This window comes from Bacillus sp. KH172YL63 (genome assembly GCF_011398925.1).
Taxonomy (GTDB): domain Bacteria; phylum Bacillota; class Bacilli; order Bacillales; family Bacillaceae_B; genus Rossellomorea.
The window spans coordinates 2,701,304-2,715,360 of sequence record NZ_AP022842.1 but is presented as its reverse complement, the minus strand read 5'-3'; the positions used below and the strand labels follow the sequence as shown (position 1 = coordinate 2,715,360).

General features: G+C 45.7%; 19 protein-coding genes. 12 read left to right on the top strand and 7 right to left on the bottom strand.

The window, feature by feature from the left end:
* Window positions 1–89 precede the first annotated feature (89 nt).
* Entirely contained in the window at window positions 90–422 is a 333-nt protein-coding gene (locus KH172YL63_RS13910) for an iron-sulfur cluster biosynthesis family protein (RefSeq protein ID WP_173106666.1), read from the top strand.
* A 156-nt stretch (window positions 423–578) separates the two neighbouring features.
* On the opposite strand, the gene KH172YL63_RS13905 is transcribed toward KH172YL63_RS13910, so the two are convergent.
* From KH172YL63_RS13905 to KH172YL63_RS13895, 4 genes are all read right to left on the bottom strand, one after another.
* Window positions 579–1,502 carry an aminoglycoside phosphotransferase family protein gene (locus KH172YL63_RS13905; protein WP_173106665.1) on the bottom strand — a complete coding sequence of 308 codons (924 nt, stop codon included), beginning with the start codon at window positions 1,500–1,502 and terminating at the stop codon, window positions 579–581.
* Window positions 1,499–2,425 carry an alpha/beta hydrolase gene (locus tag KH172YL63_RS13900; protein WP_442858734.1) on the bottom strand — a complete coding sequence of 309 codons (927 nt, stop codon included), beginning with the start codon at window positions 2,423–2,425 and terminating at the stop codon, window positions 1,499–1,501. The genes KH172YL63_RS13905 and KH172YL63_RS13900 overlap by 4 nt, the downstream gene beginning before the upstream one ends.
* A gap of 117 nt (window positions 2,426–2,542) precedes the next feature.
* Complete coding sequence (locus KH172YL63_RS21760; protein WP_269475155.1) at window positions 2,543–2,674, bottom strand: hypothetical protein; 132 nt, start codon at window positions 2,672–2,674, stop codon at window positions 2,543–2,545.
* A gap of 58 nt (window positions 2,675–2,732) precedes the next feature.
* Window positions 2,733–3,635, bottom strand: coding sequence for a hydroxymethylglutaryl-CoA lyase (locus tag KH172YL63_RS13895; protein ID WP_173106663.1), 903 nt, complete (start codon window positions 3,633–3,635; stop codon window positions 2,733–2,735).
* A 172-nt stretch (window positions 3,636–3,807) separates the two neighbouring features.
* On the opposite strand from KH172YL63_RS13895, the gene KH172YL63_RS13890 reads away from it, so the two are divergent.
* From KH172YL63_RS13890 to KH172YL63_RS13870, 5 genes are all read left to right on the top strand, one after another.
* On the top strand, window positions 3,808–4,995 hold the full coding sequence (locus tag KH172YL63_RS13890; RefSeq protein WP_173106662.1) for an acetyl-CoA C-acetyltransferase: 1,188 nt from the start codon (window positions 3,808–3,810) through the stop codon (window positions 4,993–4,995).
* A gap of 30 nt (window positions 4,996–5,025) precedes the next feature.
* A complete protein-coding gene (locus tag KH172YL63_RS13885; protein ID WP_173106661.1) occupies window positions 5,026–5,718 on the top strand; it encodes a CoA transferase subunit A in 693 nt (230 codons plus the stop codon).
* A gap of 33 nt (window positions 5,719–5,751) precedes the next feature.
* Window positions 5,752–6,399, top strand: coding sequence for a CoA transferase subunit B (locus tag KH172YL63_RS13880; protein WP_442858785.1), 648 nt, complete (start codon window positions 5,752–5,754; stop codon window positions 6,397–6,399).
* A 98-nt stretch (window positions 6,400–6,497) separates the two neighbouring features.
* Window positions 6,498–6,728 (top strand): YqkE family protein, encoded by a 231-nt coding sequence (locus tag KH172YL63_RS13875; protein ID WP_173106659.1) that lies wholly within the window; start codon window positions 6,498–6,500, stop codon window positions 6,726–6,728.
* Window positions 6,728–7,249, top strand: coding sequence for a GrpB family protein (locus tag KH172YL63_RS13870; RefSeq protein ID WP_173106658.1), 522 nt, complete (start codon window positions 6,728–6,730; stop codon window positions 7,247–7,249). Before KH172YL63_RS13875 ends, KH172YL63_RS13870 begins: the two co-directional genes overlap by 1 nt.
* A gap of 35 nt (window positions 7,250–7,284) precedes the next feature.
* Here the strand turns inward: KH172YL63_RS13870 and KH172YL63_RS13865 are convergent, their stop codons facing one another.
* Together KH172YL63_RS13865 and mciZ are read right to left on the bottom strand one after the other, a co-directional pair.
* The gene (locus tag KH172YL63_RS13865; RefSeq protein WP_173106657.1) at window positions 7,285–8,208 is read right to left on the bottom strand and encodes an aldo/keto reductase; all 924 of its coding nucleotides are present in this window, start codon (window positions 8,206–8,208) and stop codon (window positions 7,285–7,287) included.
* A 78-nt stretch (window positions 8,209–8,286) separates the two neighbouring features.
* Window positions 8,287–8,403 carry a Z-ring formation inhibitor MciZ gene (gene mciZ, locus KH172YL63_RS13860; RefSeq protein WP_173108183.1) on the bottom strand — a complete coding sequence of 39 codons (117 nt, stop codon included), beginning with the start codon at window positions 8,401–8,403 and terminating at the stop codon, window positions 8,287–8,289.
* 91 nt (window positions 8,404–8,494) lie between these two features.
* Between mciZ and KH172YL63_RS13855 the strand changes: the two genes are divergently transcribed.
* Window positions 8,495–9,043 (top strand): NUDIX hydrolase, encoded by a 549-nt coding sequence (locus KH172YL63_RS13855; protein ID WP_173106656.1) that lies wholly within the window; start codon window positions 8,495–8,497, stop codon window positions 9,041–9,043.
* A 325-nt stretch (window positions 9,044–9,368) separates the two neighbouring features.
* Here KH172YL63_RS13855 and KH172YL63_RS13850 read toward each other — a convergent pair whose 3' ends face one another.
* Complete coding sequence (locus KH172YL63_RS13850) at window positions 9,369–9,950, bottom strand: GNAT family N-acetyltransferase (RefSeq protein WP_173106655.1); 582 nt, start codon at window positions 9,948–9,950, stop codon at window positions 9,369–9,371.
* Window positions 9,951–10,085: 135 nt separating this feature from the next.
* Here KH172YL63_RS13850 and spoIIM point away from each other — a divergent pair, with 135 nt between their 5' ends.
* From spoIIM to deoB, 5 genes are all read left to right on the top strand, one after another.
* Window positions 10,086–10,739 (top strand): stage II sporulation protein M, encoded by a 654-nt coding sequence (gene spoIIM, locus KH172YL63_RS13845; RefSeq protein WP_173106654.1) that lies wholly within the window; start codon window positions 10,086–10,088, stop codon window positions 10,737–10,739.
* Window positions 10,740–10,845: 106 nt separating this feature from the next.
* Window positions 10,846–11,304, top strand: coding sequence for a ferric iron uptake transcriptional regulator (gene fur / locus KH172YL63_RS13840; RefSeq protein WP_044340109.1), 459 nt, complete (start codon window positions 10,846–10,848; stop codon window positions 11,302–11,304).
* Between the two features lie 175 nt (window positions 11,305–11,479).
* Entirely contained in the window at window positions 11,480–11,707 is a 228-nt protein-coding gene (locus KH172YL63_RS13835) for a YqzK family protein (protein ID WP_173106653.1), read from the top strand.
* A gap of 6 nt (window positions 11,708–11,713) precedes the next feature.
* A complete protein-coding gene (xerD, locus tag KH172YL63_RS13830) occupies window positions 11,714–12,607 on the top strand; it encodes a site-specific tyrosine recombinase XerD (protein WP_173106652.1) in 894 nt (297 codons plus the stop codon).
* A 199-nt stretch (window positions 12,608–12,806) separates the two neighbouring features.
* Window positions 12,807–13,991 (top strand): phosphopentomutase, encoded by a 1,185-nt coding sequence (gene deoB / locus KH172YL63_RS13825; protein ID WP_173106651.1) that lies wholly within the window; start codon window positions 12,807–12,809, stop codon window positions 13,989–13,991.
* Window positions 13,992–14,057: the final 66 nt, after the last annotated feature.

Sequence of the window (14,057 nt, the reverse complement as noted above, 5' to 3'; positions counted from 1 at the left end):
TCGATAGTAAAGTGAATAGACCAAAAAAGCAATATCCAAAAGGAAACCGATGAAATGTGATACGATAGTGAATAGAGGAGCGTGTAAAAATGAAAATACAACTAACAAAAGAAGCCGTGCAGAAAATCGACGATACAATAGAAAACCAACAGGGCCACCTGAAGCTTAAATACGATACAGAAGGCTGTGGCTGTGTAGTCAGTGGAATCCCTGCCTTATGGTTTGTGAAGCAGCCTGTTGAAGGAGAAGATATTGAGATAGAAACGAACAGCTATCCAATCCTCGTAGAAAAGTCAAAAATGGTTTTTCTGGATGATGAGCTGAAAATTGATTTTTCTTCCCAAAGCAACACATTCCAATTGAAAAGTCCCGGTCAGATCATTAATGGGCGAATGAGCCTGCGACTGTTCCCGGAAGAATAACAGGATAGTGGTTGAGGAAAAGTCTTCAGCGGAAAATCCGGACGATCATGCGAGATTCTTTGAGGAGAATCTTGAATAATCGTCCGGATTTTTATATTTTATGAGGCTTTTTTAGAGACTTTCAGCTAATAAACTGAAGTGGAGGTTCTTCGGGCTTTACAAAATGCTTTTATGGAGGATCTCCCCCTCCATTAATTCATCAAACATCCGTGCCAGGGAAACCCCTGTCGTCCACCCGCCCATACCATCCTCTACAGACCAAGAGGCAGATAGAATCGAATGACACAATCCGTATTGAATCAACCGTTCATAGGAAAGGGAAAGCAGCGAAGCAAACGTCCGTGTCCTGAATTGTAGGAGCTCTAATGGAACGTCCCATTTCTTCCATTCATTCAGCATGAATTGAATGCAGTCATACTCCCTTTCGCCGAGAAGGCCTTTCGGATCGATGGCGGTCCAGCCGGAGGCGTCCGAAAACAGGATATTGCCGTGATGCAAATCACCGTGGAGGAGGTAGGTGTCAGTCGACGTGCGCAGTAACTCAGGATAGAGCTGCTCGGCTTTAGACACGAGATCTTCAGGAAGAGGTCCCGTCTCCCCGTTGAACCGTTCCCTTAAACGGGTGATTCCTTTCGACCATGCTTGCACGGTGGGATAGGAATGGGAGGAAGAGGGTTTATGCCATAAGCGACCGGCAACGCTGGAAAAGATGTTCAGCACTTCTTCTTCATCCTCGATCGAATGAAGGGAGGTTCCCGGGGTGAGGCGGTCTAGAAGGATCCAACCTTCCTCTTGATTGAAATCAATGATCTTCACCATGCCTCTTCCCTGGAAATCCTGCAGGGCATGAAACTCACCTGCGAAATCGCCGTTCGGATATCCCATCTTTAAGACGGCTTCGAGACCCTGACTGATCCGGACAGGGACGACGAAGTTATAGCTGAGGGAAAAAGGTTCTCCGAATGTTAAGTGGAACCGGGCTTTTAATGAATCCATGAGCGCTTCCGCTTTGGCGAGCCACTCTGTACCCGGATCTCCGTACATGTTCTTCATTTTCACCCTGAAATCTGTTGGAATCAAGAAACATCATCCTTTTCATTTTGTACAAATTGCTGGAGGAACTGTCTGATCACCTGCTCATATTGTCCAGGGTTTTCGTTATACGATTGGGCATGTGCCCCCTTGAAATCGAGATACAGTTCTTTCGGCCCCTGCTTTTTATCGAATAGCTCCCGGGTCATGCGGGGCAGGATGAAGTCATCGTCCGTGCTGTGAATGAACAGGACAGGTTTTTTAATATGATGGACGACGGATATGGGGGACAAATCCTTTAACGAATACCCTTCCCGAAGCTTCAACACCCGATTGACAAGGGGCAGGAGGAATTTGGCCGGCATCTTCACTTCTACACTCATTCGGTAGGCGAGCTGTTCACCGAAATCGGAGAAGGGACAGTCGGCGATATAAAAATCTGCCCGGTCTTCGACGCTCCCGGCATACAGTAGCAGGGTTGCGGCCCCCATTGACTCCCCGTGAATGCCGAAGGAGACATCGTCCCCTTCACGGCGGAGCAGCTCATCCACGACAGCCTTCAGATCATCTTTTTCGAAATGTCCATAGCTCGTCGTCTTCCCGCCGGTCTCTCCGTGGCGCCTGTGATCATAGATCACGGCATTATATCCCAGTTTAATGAATAGATTCATATACTTGATTGAATTCCATTTGTTTTCGGTCACCCCGTGACAGAAGATCACGAATCTGCGGTGGGGGTGTGGCTTGACGAAAATCGCTTTAATCTCATATCCGTGCGGGGAAGGGATCATGACCTCTTCTTTCGGGAGCAGATCAAAATCTCCCTCGATCAGCCGGGCCGAATCTTTCTCCCGTGATCGGATGAAGTCATCTTCTTTTTTTCGTATATACATGAACCGGTTGGTTACATACATCCCGAGCAGCCCTATAGAGGAAAGGGTACCGCCAAGGATGGCAAGTTTCTTTCTCAACGTCATCACCTCAACGACTTGATTATGATTATTGTAGCAAATAAAGAAAAAAAGAGGAATTGGTTTACAACGTGAAAAAAGTGCCTCCTAAGAGACACTTCGTTTCACATAATGGATTTATGATTTGGCATTCTGTCTTTTAGTAGGGTGGATCGCTTTATCCATTTCTTCTTTCGCCATCGTGTTAGATACTGTATCTCCATTCGGTTTGCCTTTTTGGCTGAACCCTTTGTCACGCTTTTGGCCCATGTGATTCATCTCCTTCACGTTTGATCCTATTAGAATGCACGAAGAAGAATCGGGGTATTCACGAACGGTTCATTTCATACAGGCGGAAGTATCCGCTTTCGATCGGACGGCTGACATGGGGTTTGATGAGTGTGATGGCTTCTGAGAGCTTCTCAAGGTCAATCCCTGTTGAGATCCCCATTTCTTCCAACATGAATACCACATCTTCGGTGGCGACATTTCCGGTTGCACCAGGGGCAAACGGACAGCCGCCGAGGCCGCCGGCGCTTGTGTCAAAGCGGTCGACCCCGGCCTGCAAGGCAGCGAGGATGTTTGAAAGGGCCATTTTCCGGGTGTCATGGAAGTGGGCTGTCAGAAGCGTATCCGGTAGTTCCTGCTTAAGTAAAGAGAAAAGCCCGTAAGCTTCCAGTGGATTGGCCCGTCCGACAGTATCAGCGACGCTTAATTCGTCCACGCCCATTGAAACAAATTCCTTGCAGAGGGAAAGGGCGTCTTCCTTTGCGATTTTCCCTTCATATGGGCAGTGGAAAGCGGTCGATATGCAAGCCCTTACAAAATAATCCCTGTCTTTCAATTCACCTATGAGCGGGGCCAGTCCTTGAAGCGCTTCCTTCGTTGTTTTATTAATATTTTTCATGTTGAACGTATTGCTCACCCCGACAAAGACAGCCACTGAGCGGCAACCCGTTTCATATACCCGTTCGATCCCCCTTTTATTGGGGGCGAGGACGATATCCCTTGAATCCATAGTCATGCACGTGTCGACGATGTCGCCTGCATCCTGCATTTGAGGCACCCATTTAGGCGAAACGAACGAAGTCAATTCCATCTCTTTGATGCCTGCCTGCTTTAAACGGAGGATAAACTCCTTCTTAACATCCGTCGGGACAAAATTCTTTTCATTTTGTAAGCCGTCCCTCGGACCGACTTCAATAATGGTAGCGTTACCAGGTAATTTCATTGTACTCCCTCCCACTTCATTTTAAGAAAATTTCGACATATAAATCAATACAAAAATTTTTTGACAAATTTAGAGGGATTTAAACGCTTACATAGAATGAGTTAAAGTGGAACAGTTTTGATTGATATAACCATGCAAAAGAATCAGTCAGAAGAGAAAGGGAGGAAGCAAGATGTCGAATGAAGTCGTCATTGTAAGTGCCGTACGTACAGCCATCGGAAGCTTTAATGGATCGTTAAAAGGCATTTCAGCTCCGGATCTGGGAGCGATTGTCATTAAGGATGCCCTCGAAAAGGCTGGTGTGAATGCAAGTGATGTGGATGAAGTGATCATGGGGAATGTGCTGCAGGCTGGTTTGGGACAAAATCCTGCACGTCAGGCAGCCATCAAAGCGGGGCTGCCGGAACAGGTGCCTGCCATGACAATAAACAAAGTATGCGGATCAGGATTAAAAACGGTCCACTTGGCAACCCAGGCAATCCTTGCGGGGGACGCGGAAATCATCGTTGCCGGTGGGATGGAAAATATGAGTCAGGCCCCATATTTGCTAAAAGGGGCAAGAGAAGGATATAAAATGGGCGATCAGAAAGTCGTCGACTCTATGATTTCAGACGGCTTGTGGTGTGCCTTTAATGATTATCACATGGGTGTGACGGCAGAAAACCTATGTGACCGTTACGCACTCAGCCGTGAAGAACAGGATGAGTTCGCTGCATGGAGTCAGGAAAAAGCTGCCGTAGCGATTGAATCGGGACGGTTTGATGATGAAATCGTTCCGGTCCATATTCCGCAGCGCAAAGGGGAGCCTGTCGTATTCAGTCAGGATGAATTCCCACGAAAGGGATCGACTGCTGAAAAATTGTCTGGCCTCCGTGCAGCCTTCAAAAAAGACGGCACCGTGACGGCCGGAAATGCATCTGGCATCAATGATGGAGCGGCTGCTGTCGTCGTCATGTCTAAAAAGAAAGCGATGGAGCTTGGCATCACGCCACTCGTGACAATCAAAGGAAATGCCAATGCAGGGGTAGACCCAAGTGTCATGGGGATCGGCCCTGTGGCTGCCGTGAAAAAGGTGTTGGAAAAAACAAACCTGACAATCGGAGATATGAACCTGATTGAAGCCAATGAAGCATTTGCCGCTCAATCGTTAGCGGTCGATAAGGAACTGCAGTTCAAGAGGGATACCCTCAACGTGAACGGCGGGGCCATCGCCTTGGGGCATCCGATCGGGGCAAGCGGTACGCGTATACTCGTGACCCTGATTCATGAAATGAAGAAAAGGGGCGCCCAAAACGGACTCGCCACATTATGCATCGGCGGGGGACAAGGGGTAGCGACCGTCGTAGAACTTCATAAATAAAGGCAGATTGAGATACGAGGAGGGAATGCAATGAAAGAAGTATATACTTCATATGATGAAGCGGTGGCAGACATCCATGATGGCGCTACGTTGATGGTCGGGGGATTCGGTTTATGCGGAATCCCGGAAAAACTTATCCTGGCACTTGTGAACAAAGGTGTGAAAAACCTTACCGTCATCTCCAATAACTGCGGTGTAGATGATTGGGGGTTAGGAATGTTACTGAAAAACAAGCAAATCGATAAGATGATCGGTTCCTATGTGGGAGAGAACAAAGAATTTGAAAGACAGGTTTTATCAGGGGAGCTTGAGGTGGAACTGGTTCCTCAAGGGACGCTGGCGGAGAAGATCCGTGCAGGCGGAGCAGGGATCCCTGCATTCTACACGCCGGCGGGAGTCGGTACACCGGTCGCAGAAGGAAAGGAAACACGGACATTCAATGGGAAGGAATACCTGCTTGAAGAGGCGTACACGGCAGATTTCTCCCTTGTCCGGGCGTGGAAAGGCGATAAGATGGGGAATCTCGTCTATAACAAAACGGCTCAAAACTTCAACCCGATGATCGCGGCTGCAGGCAAGGTGACGATCGCAGAAGTGGAAGAGCTAGTCGAAATCGGTGAAATCAATCCAAATGAAGTGCATACCCCAAGCATCTACGTAAAGCGTCTCATTCAGGGAGAGCAGGAGAAGCGAATTGAAAGACGAACGGTGAAACAAGCATAGAAGGGAGAGTGTGACGGGATGGATCGTGCAAAAATGCGTGAAAGAATTGCAAGAAGAGCAGAAAAGGAAATTGAAGATGGTTTCTATGTCAATCTCGGCATCGGGATGCCTACGCTCGTAGCCAATTACATGACAGAAAATAAGCAGGTTGTTCTTCAGTCTGAAAATGGACTGCTCGGAATCGGACCATATCCTGTGGAGGATGAGGTCGATGCAGACCTCATCAACGCCGGAAAAGAAACCGTTACGGCAATACCAGGCGCCTCTTACTTTGATAGTTCCGAATCATTCGGGATGATCCGCGGGGGACATATTAATATCGCCATCCTCGGTGGGATGGAAGTTGCCGAAAATGGAGATCTTGCCAACTGGATGATTCCTGGGAAAATGATCAAAGGGATGGGCGGTGCGATGGACCTCGTTCACGGAGCTCAGCGCATCATCGTGATCATGGAGCATGTCAACAAGGCCGGTGAAAGCAAAATCCTGAAAGAATGCACCTTGCCGCTGACAGGGAAAGGTGTCGTGCACCGCATCATCACCGATCGCGCCGTGATGGATGTGACAGAGGAAGGGCTGCTGCTCCGGGAAGTGGCGAACGGCTTTTCTGTAGAAGATATCCAATCGTCCACCGACGCGACGCTGATCGTAGGGGAAGATGTGAAGTTGGAAGCTTATTGATGGAAGCGGCCGGTTAAAGGGGAAAGAACCTTTAACCGGCTTTTTTTTGACTTCATAGAAAAAAAGCTTTATAACTATGACAGATAGGGGGAATCACCATGTCCAAGAAAAAGAAACAGGAAGCAGAATTAACGCTGAAAAACTCAATCAATCAGGACCTCTTTGAACAGCTGAAGCAGAAAAAGCAAGAACTTGAAAAAGAAGAGTCTGTAAAAAAAGAAGAAGAAAGACTTCGAAAAATTGAAGAGAAAAAGCAGCGTGAAAAGAATAAAAGCTTCGAAGAGTTGCTGAATGAAAGCAATATGGATTGGATGAAGTATAAAGATTGATGAGGGATGTAACAATAGTTTCCCATCAATCAGCCTGGAAAGGGAAGTTTGAATCGGTAAAAAGGGACCTCATCAAGTTTTTGCCGGATGCCCGTATCCATCATATCGGATCGACTTCCGTAAACGGATTAATGGCTAAACCAATCATTGATATCCTCATCGAAGTACCGAGCCTGGAAAGAATGGATGAACTGACAGGGGAGTTTAAAAGCCTGGGGTACATCGGCAGAGGGGAAAACGGCATCGAGAACCGCCGCTTCTTCTATAAAGGTGAAGGAAATGAGAGGGAGGTCCACCTCCATATTTTCCCGTACGGCATTCATCATGTCATCAGGCACCTCGCGTTCCGTGACTATTTAAGGTCGCACATGGAGGAAGCGAAGAAATATGGTGCGCTTAAAGCAAAGCTGGCCAGGGAATTTCCCCGTGATATGGAAGGGTATATCGAAGGGAAGGACCGATTCGTGAAAGATATGGAGAAAAAGGCACTCACATGGTACAAAAAAGAGGCGGACAGGTAAGCGCAGGACCTGAACCGCCTCTTTTATTTGCCCTTTTAATCCCGGTGATTTCCATACCGGGATAATGTGGTGTATCGCTTCAGCATATCCAACTCTTGAGCCGATAATGGTTCTCTGTTTACAGCTTCAATGTTCTCTTTGAGCTGCTGAACAGAACTTGCTCCAGGAATGACTGCAGCAACCGCTTCATGAGCGAGGATGAATTGAAGGGCAAGCTCATTCATCTTCCGTTCATCTCCAAACTTGCTGTGAATGGACTCGATCGTCTCACGGAGCTCATGATAAGAATAATCGAGATATCCGTTCTCCTCCATTTTCTTGGAGGCTTTGGAAAGCATCTTCTCAGAAAGCAGACCTTTCGCCAATGGTCCCCGGGCAATGATGCTCACCTTATTTTCCTCAAGCATGTCCATCCATTCTTCCGGACGGCGATCAAGGAGGCTGTACTGCATCATCACACTTTCAATCGAAGCGCTGCCGAGGAATTGTTTGATGACATTCGGCCTGATGGAAGAAATCCCGTAATGACGGATCAGGCCATCCTTCTTCAATTCTTCGAACGCTTCGATCGTTTCTTCAAAGTTATCTTCAATCGTGCCGCCGTGGAGCTGGTAAAGGTCGATATAGTCCACCTTCATCCGGGATAAGCTATCCTTGACGGCTGACTTGATATAAGATTTGGAAGGATCCCAGCGCCAGCCTTCCTCTACATCATTCCAGCGGTTTCCTACCTTTGTAGCCAATATGACGTCGTCTCTGACATGGCGTATGGCGTTCCCGACGATTTCCTCATTCCGGCCAAAGTCGTATAAGTCGGCGGTATCAAGATAATTGATCCCTTGATCCAGCGCATATTGGACAATTTCTTTGGCAGCGGCCTCATCTGTCCCCAGAGACATACAGCCAAGTCCCATCTTTGATACAAGTAAATCCGAGTTTCCGATCCTTCTTTTTTCCATTGTATCCGTCCTTTCGACATTCGCACTCTTTATTATATTAACGAATGCTGCGAGGTTTAAACAAAAGAAACGGCTTATTCATCGTGTGGCTTCGATCCATTCCTTCACCGTGGCATACGTCCGGCTGTATTGTTTCAACTTCTCCCTGATTTCCCAAGCCTTGCCAACCAAAATGATCCGGTCTTTTTCAGCCATCACCTTCAAGGTGTTTCACCTCGATCCTGGAATCAATTATGGTAAAATGTATGAGGAAATGATCATAGAGAGAACAAGGAGCGTTGAATGGATGAAGAAATTTGAAGAAAAGACGGTGAAAACAGAAAAGATCTATAAAGGGAAAATCATCGATCTTCAAGTGGATGAAGTAGAGCTGCCAAACGGCAAGACTTCGAAGCGGGAGCTGATCAAGCATCCGGGGGCTGTGGCAGTGATTGCCCTGACACAGGAAGGGAAGCTTGTGATGGTGGAGCAGTACAGGAAAGCACTGGAAAAATCCATCATTGAAATCCCGGCCGGAAAGCTCGAGCCCGGTGAAGAGGCCGATAAAACCGCCCTTCGCGAATTGGAGGAAGAAACGGGTTATGGGTGTGGAACATTGGATCATTTGATTTCGTTCTACACGTCTCCAGGATTTGCAGATGAACTTGTGCACATCTATGTCGCCCGTGACATCTATGTTATCGAAGAATCAAGAGAAGCAGACGAGGATGAATTTGTAGAGCTTATCGAAGTGACCGTCGAGGAAGCAGAGAAGCTTATTGAAGAGAAGCGCATTTACGATGCGAAAACCGCATATGCAGTTCAATATTTAAAACTGCAGCAGCTGATGAAATGATCAAAGGGAAATGAAAAAGCTGGACTCCTTTAAGGGTCCAGTTTTTTGGATGTAAATGGTAAAAGACGCATAAAATAAAAAAATGACGCAAATGTCCCCGATACCGACGCAAAAAAATAAAAAATGACGCAATAAAAAAAGTTTCGACGCAAATACCACTTAAATCGACGCAATCACTTCTAAACTCCAGCGCCAATTGAAGCAGGTCCCCAACAATTAAGATCCACATTCGTATTTTCACAGGATAAGACCGACATCTCTCTAAAATCGATATATTTCCTTAGTGAAGACAAAAAACTCTACAACACCTGGCTCGCAAAAAAACTCAATCCTCTTTCCAATCCCCTGGAATCAAAGCGTACACACATGTATTTCCCGCATCTTTTCCATTTTCAGAAAGGTGATCCTGCCGGAGGATGCCTTCTAAGGTGAATCCGAGTTTTTCAGGTACTCTTCTCGACGCCGTATTCTGTTCATCACAGCGGATTTCCACGCGTCTGCAGGAAAGGTGGTTTAAGGCAAAGTGTGCAAGTTCCCTGACTGCTTCGATCATATAACCCTTTTTTGTATGCTCCGTACGAAGCCAGTAACCGATTTCAACTTTTGGTACATCCCAGTCGATGCGGTGAAAACCGGTTGAACCAATGAATTCATCGGTTTCTTTCAGGTAAATATGGAGGCGGATATCAGAACGCTTGATGAATTCTGCATATGATTCACGGATTCCTGCTTCCACATCTTCCAATGACTGCTCATTTCTTGCGAAAGGAAGCCACGGCTTGAGTGCGTCCCTTGATGCGGAAATGGCGGAAGCGACCTCTTGACCGTCACCGGGTAAACAAGGCCTGATGTAAAGACGTGTTGTCTCGATCTTATCCGGAAACGGTATTAACGCCGGTTTTCTCATGGCATAATCCTCCAATTTGTCCGTAAAGTTTCTATGATTATACGTTTATTCAAATGGAAGTTCAATAGAATCAAAGAATAAACAAGTCTATTCCTGCATATGGATTAGTAATCGATATCTGGGAGGAACGCTGTGATGCGCAAAAAAATATCAAATTCAAATCCACTCGTCGAACATGTACAAGCACATTCCTCAATCTACTTATTTATTATTACATTATTCCTGATGGGCATCATTTTCGGTGCGATCGTAGTCAATTCATTGTCTTTTGCACAAAAGGAAGATCTCTACTTCTATTTGAGCAAGTTTTTCAGTGAGATGGAAGATGGAAGTATGACGTCTGCTGAAGAGCTCTTCCGTCAAAGCTTTCTTCATAATGTGAAGTATCTTGGATTGATCTGGCTGTTGGGCATTTCAATCATCGGGCTTCCGCTCATTTTCGTTTTGCTCTTTATGAAAGGAGTGGTGGTCGGATTTTCGGTAGGCTTCCTTGTGAACCAGATGGGATGGAGCGGGTTTTTGTTATCCTTTGTCAGCGTACTTCCGCAAAACATCATCATCATTCCCGCATTTATTTTCATCGGGGTGATTTCTGCAAGCTTTTCACTTACGTTGATCAGGAAGATATTTATGCGGCAAACGTCGTCGATGCACTTTCAAATGATCCCGTTTTTATCAAGGTATGTCATCTTCTTTGTGGTCGCAATCGGCATCGTGACAATCGCTGCCAGCGTGGAAGCATATCTGTCCCCGAACTTGATGGAAATGGTCATTAATAGATTAAAATAATTTTCAAATAATAGTCATTACATTTGTTTGATTATAATTATTTTATTTTGCTTATTCCTCCCTTTTTGATATAATGAAAAAGAAATTGACGAGGGAGGAAGGGACTATGGAAAGCCGTATTGAACGAATTAAAAAACAGCTTCATTCTGCGAGCTACAAGCTTACGCCACAGCGGGAAGCAACGGTACGCGTGTTACTAGAACATGAAGAAGATCACCTAAGCGCCGAAGATGTATACCTCCTCGTTAAGGAAAAATCTCCGGAAATTGGACTGGCCACCGTATATCGCACGTTGGAATTGCTATCTGAACTGAAAATTGTGGATAAAATTAATTTTGGGGATGGTGTATCCCGCTACGATCTCAGACAAGAAGGAGCAGCCCACTTTCATCACCATCTGGTGTGCATCGAATGTGGAGCGGTTGATGAAATTCAAGAAGATCTCCTTGAAGACGTAGAAACGATTGTTGAACGGGATTGGAAATTTAAAATAAAAGATCACCGTCTTACCTTTCACGGCATTTGTTCAAGATGCCAGGATAAAGAAGAGGACCCAGAAGAATAAGCTGATGACCAAAAGCCTTAAAGATCACCTGTTGTTGTTTCTGTATGGAAACATCCTATACATACTCTTTAAGGCTTTTTCATATTTATAGCACCGTTTCACTCCCATCAGGTATAAAACCTGCTGAAAACGTCATAGCTTGTATTATAGACGTGACAAAAATGGGGGATGAAAAATGCTGAGAGGGGCCCGAGTGATCTGGCAAACCATCAAGGTTTTCATATTATTCACTGGATCAACGATTTTGTTTTATTATGGTATCATGTGGATAAGCGAGGAATATGAAGGCTATCATCGATATGATGAACCTGAAGGGGCGGCGGTGAAGGTTTATTCTTCTGTGACCGAGGAAGAGAGCCATTGGTATGATCGATTATTATTTTTTTATATGAACGGGGAGTAATGCAGCGTGGAAGATCATATTCAGGATTTCATGCACTTTTTAATAGTAGAAAAAGGTCTTGCGAAAAACACGATTGAATCATATAAACGGGACTTGAAGAATTATTCCCTTTACTTAATGAAGGTAGAGGACGTGTCAGAACTGAATGCAGTATCGAGGGTGAACATCGTTCAATTCCTTGGGCATTTAAAGAATCAGGGGAAATCCTCAAAAACCGTTGCGAGGCATGTGGCATCGATCAGGTCTTTTCACCAATTCCTTTTAAGGGAAAAGGCGACGGATCAAGATCCGACTGTGCATATCGAAACACCGAAAACTGAGAGGACCCTCCCGAAAATATTGAGCATCGCGGAAGTGGAGGCCTTGCTTGAAGCGCCGGATGAGTCGACACCTCTTGGAATGAGGGATAAAGCCATGCTCGAGCTTCTTTATGCGACCGGCATTCGGGTGAGCGAGCTCATTCAACTCAAGATGGAAGATGTCCACCTGACGATGGGCTTTGTCAGATGCATCGGAAAAGGCAACAAGGAGAGAATCATCCCCATTGGGCAGACCGCCATGAAAGTTCTTGAAAACTATTTGGCAGATGCCAGGCTGAAATTGAGGAGTACCAAACACCGGGATGATCATTTGTTTTTGAATCACCATGGAAAGGGGCTCTCCCGACAAGGGTTCTGGAAAAATCTCAAAACCCTTGCCAAAAAAGCGAATATCGAGAAAGATTTAACACCGCACACGCTCAGGCATTCATTTGCCACACATCTGTTGGAAAATGGCGCCGATCTGAGGGCGGTTCAGGAAATGCTTGGACATGCCGACATTTCCACCACTCAAATCTATACCCATGTAACGAAAACCCGGTTGAAGGATGTATACTCACAATTCCATCCCCGGGCATGAAAGAGATCCCTTAAAGAAAATGAGATTCTTTAAGGGATCTCTCTTGTTTTTTTTGAAGGAGAAAAGTAAAATATAGATGTCAGACTTCTGACGTTAGTTTCTGTCGATTGCATCTGCTGAGATAAGGGTATGATACGATTGAAGGTTAGAAAATGTAACCGCTTTTTCGGAAAGCTTATTATACAGGAGGTTTACTTGAATGAGTAATTATACATACAAACGCGTTCACCTAATTGTGATGGATTCTGTAGGCATCGGCGAAGCACCGGATGCAGAACTATTCAATGATAAAGGATCCGATACTCTTGGTCACATCGCTGATCATATGAACGGACTGAATATGCCGAATATCGGGAAACTTGGTTTATCGAACATCAGGGAAATCAAAGGCATTGAAAAAGCTGAAAATCCCCTTGCATTCTATTCGAAAATGCAAGAAGCATCAGTAGGGAAGGACACGATGACAGGTCATTGGGAAATCATGGGCCTTAATATCGATACCCCGTTCAAAACATATCCGGATGGTTTCCCGGAAAAGCTGATCCAAAAGCTTGAAGCAGAAACCGGCAGAACGATTATCGGGAACAAGCCTGCAAGTGGGACCGAGATCATTGAAGAATTAGGGGAAGAGCATATGAAGACAGGTGCACTGATTGTGTATACTTCTGCAGATCCCGTTCTTCAGATTGCTGCGCATGAAGATATCATTCCGATTGAAGAGCAGTATAAAATCTGTGAAATCGCCCGTGAAATTACGAAAGATGAAGAATTCCTAGTCGGCCGTGTGATCGCACGTCCGTTCGTCGGGGAGCCGGGGGCATTCAAGCGTACGTCTAACCGACACGATTATGCGTTGAAGCCGTTCGAGCGTACTGTTATGAATGAAATGAAGGATTCCGGATACGACGTAATCGCAATCGGGAAAATCTCCGACATCTATAATGGAGAAGGTGTAACCGATTCGATCCGTACGAAGCATAACATGGACGGGATGGACAGCTTCATCAAAACGTTCGACCAGTCTTTCACAGGCTTGAGTTTCTTGAATCTAGTAGACTTTGATGCATTATACGGCCATCGCCGCGATCCGGAAGGTTATGGTAAGGCATTGGAAGAGTTCGATGCAAGACTGCCTGAAGTATTTGAGAAGATGACCGAAGAGGATCTATTGATCATCACAGCTGATCATGGGAATGACCCGACGGCTCCAGGGACAGATCATACGCGGGAATATGTACCGCTTCTTGTCTACTCAAAACGATTCGACAAAGGCGTCGAACTGCCGGTATCTGAAACGTTTGCCGATATCGGGGCAACAGTTGCAGACAACTTTAATGTAAACATGCCGAAATTCGGTAAAAGCTTCTTGAACAATCTGAAGTAAGTATTAAAATTGACAAAAAACGAAAAGGGAGAAGGCGTCTGCCGATTCCTCCTCCTACGTTAGAAT

Excerpts from the sequence above, each read along its gene's own strand:
- KH172YL63_RS13910 (WP_173106666.1), top strand. The coding sequence starts at position 90 with ATGAAAATACAACTAACAAAAGAAGCCGTGCAGAAAATCGACGATACA.
- KH172YL63_RS21760 (WP_269475155.1), bottom strand. The coding sequence starts at position 2,674 with ATGGGCCAAAAGCGTGACAAAGGGTTCAGCCAAAAAGGCAAACCGAAT.
- KH172YL63_RS13895 (WP_173106663.1), bottom strand. The coding sequence starts at position 3,635 with ATGAAATTACCTGGTAACGCTACCATTATTGAAGTCGGTCCGAGGGAC.
- KH172YL63_RS13890 (WP_173106662.1), top strand. The coding sequence starts at position 3,808 with ATGTCGAATGAAGTCGTCATTGTAAGTGCCGTACGTACAGCCATCGGA.
- KH172YL63_RS13885 (WP_173106661.1), top strand. The coding sequence starts at position 5,026 with ATGAAAGAAGTATATACTTCATATGATGAAGCGGTGGCAGACATCCAT.
- KH172YL63_RS13880 (WP_442858785.1), top strand. The coding sequence starts at position 5,752 with ATGCGTGAAAGAATTGCAAGAAGAGCAGAAAAGGAAATTGAAGATGGT.
- KH172YL63_RS13875 (WP_173106659.1), top strand. The coding sequence starts at position 6,498 with ATGTCCAAGAAAAAGAAACAGGAAGCAGAATTAACGCTGAAAAACTCA.
- KH172YL63_RS13870 (WP_173106658.1), top strand. The coding sequence starts at position 6,728 with ATGAGGGATGTAACAATAGTTTCCCATCAATCAGCCTGGAAAGGGAAG.
- KH172YL63_RS13865 (WP_173106657.1), bottom strand. The coding sequence starts at position 8,208 with ATGGAAAAAAGAAGGATCGGAAACTCGGATTTACTTGTATCAAAGATG.
- mciZ (WP_173108183.1), bottom strand. The coding sequence starts at position 8,403 with ATGGCTGAAAAAGACCGGATCATTTTGGTTGGCAAGGCTTGGGAAATC.
- KH172YL63_RS13855 (WP_173106656.1), top strand. The coding sequence starts at position 8,495 with ATGAAGAAATTTGAAGAAAAGACGGTGAAAACAGAAAAGATCTATAAA.
- KH172YL63_RS13850 (WP_173106655.1), bottom strand. The coding sequence starts at position 9,950 with ATGAGAAAACCGGCGTTAATACCGTTTCCGGATAAGATCGAGACAACA.
- spoIIM (WP_173106654.1), top strand. The coding sequence starts at position 10,086 with ATGCGCAAAAAAATATCAAATTCAAATCCACTCGTCGAACATGTACAA.
- fur (WP_044340109.1), top strand. The coding sequence starts at position 10,846 with ATGGAAAGCCGTATTGAACGAATTAAAAAACAGCTTCATTCTGCGAGC.
- KH172YL63_RS13835 (WP_173106653.1), top strand. The coding sequence starts at position 11,480 with ATGCTGAGAGGGGCCCGAGTGATCTGGCAAACCATCAAGGTTTTCATA.
- deoB (WP_173106651.1), top strand. The coding sequence starts at position 12,807 with ATGAGTAATTATACATACAAACGCGTTCACCTAATTGTGATGGATTCT.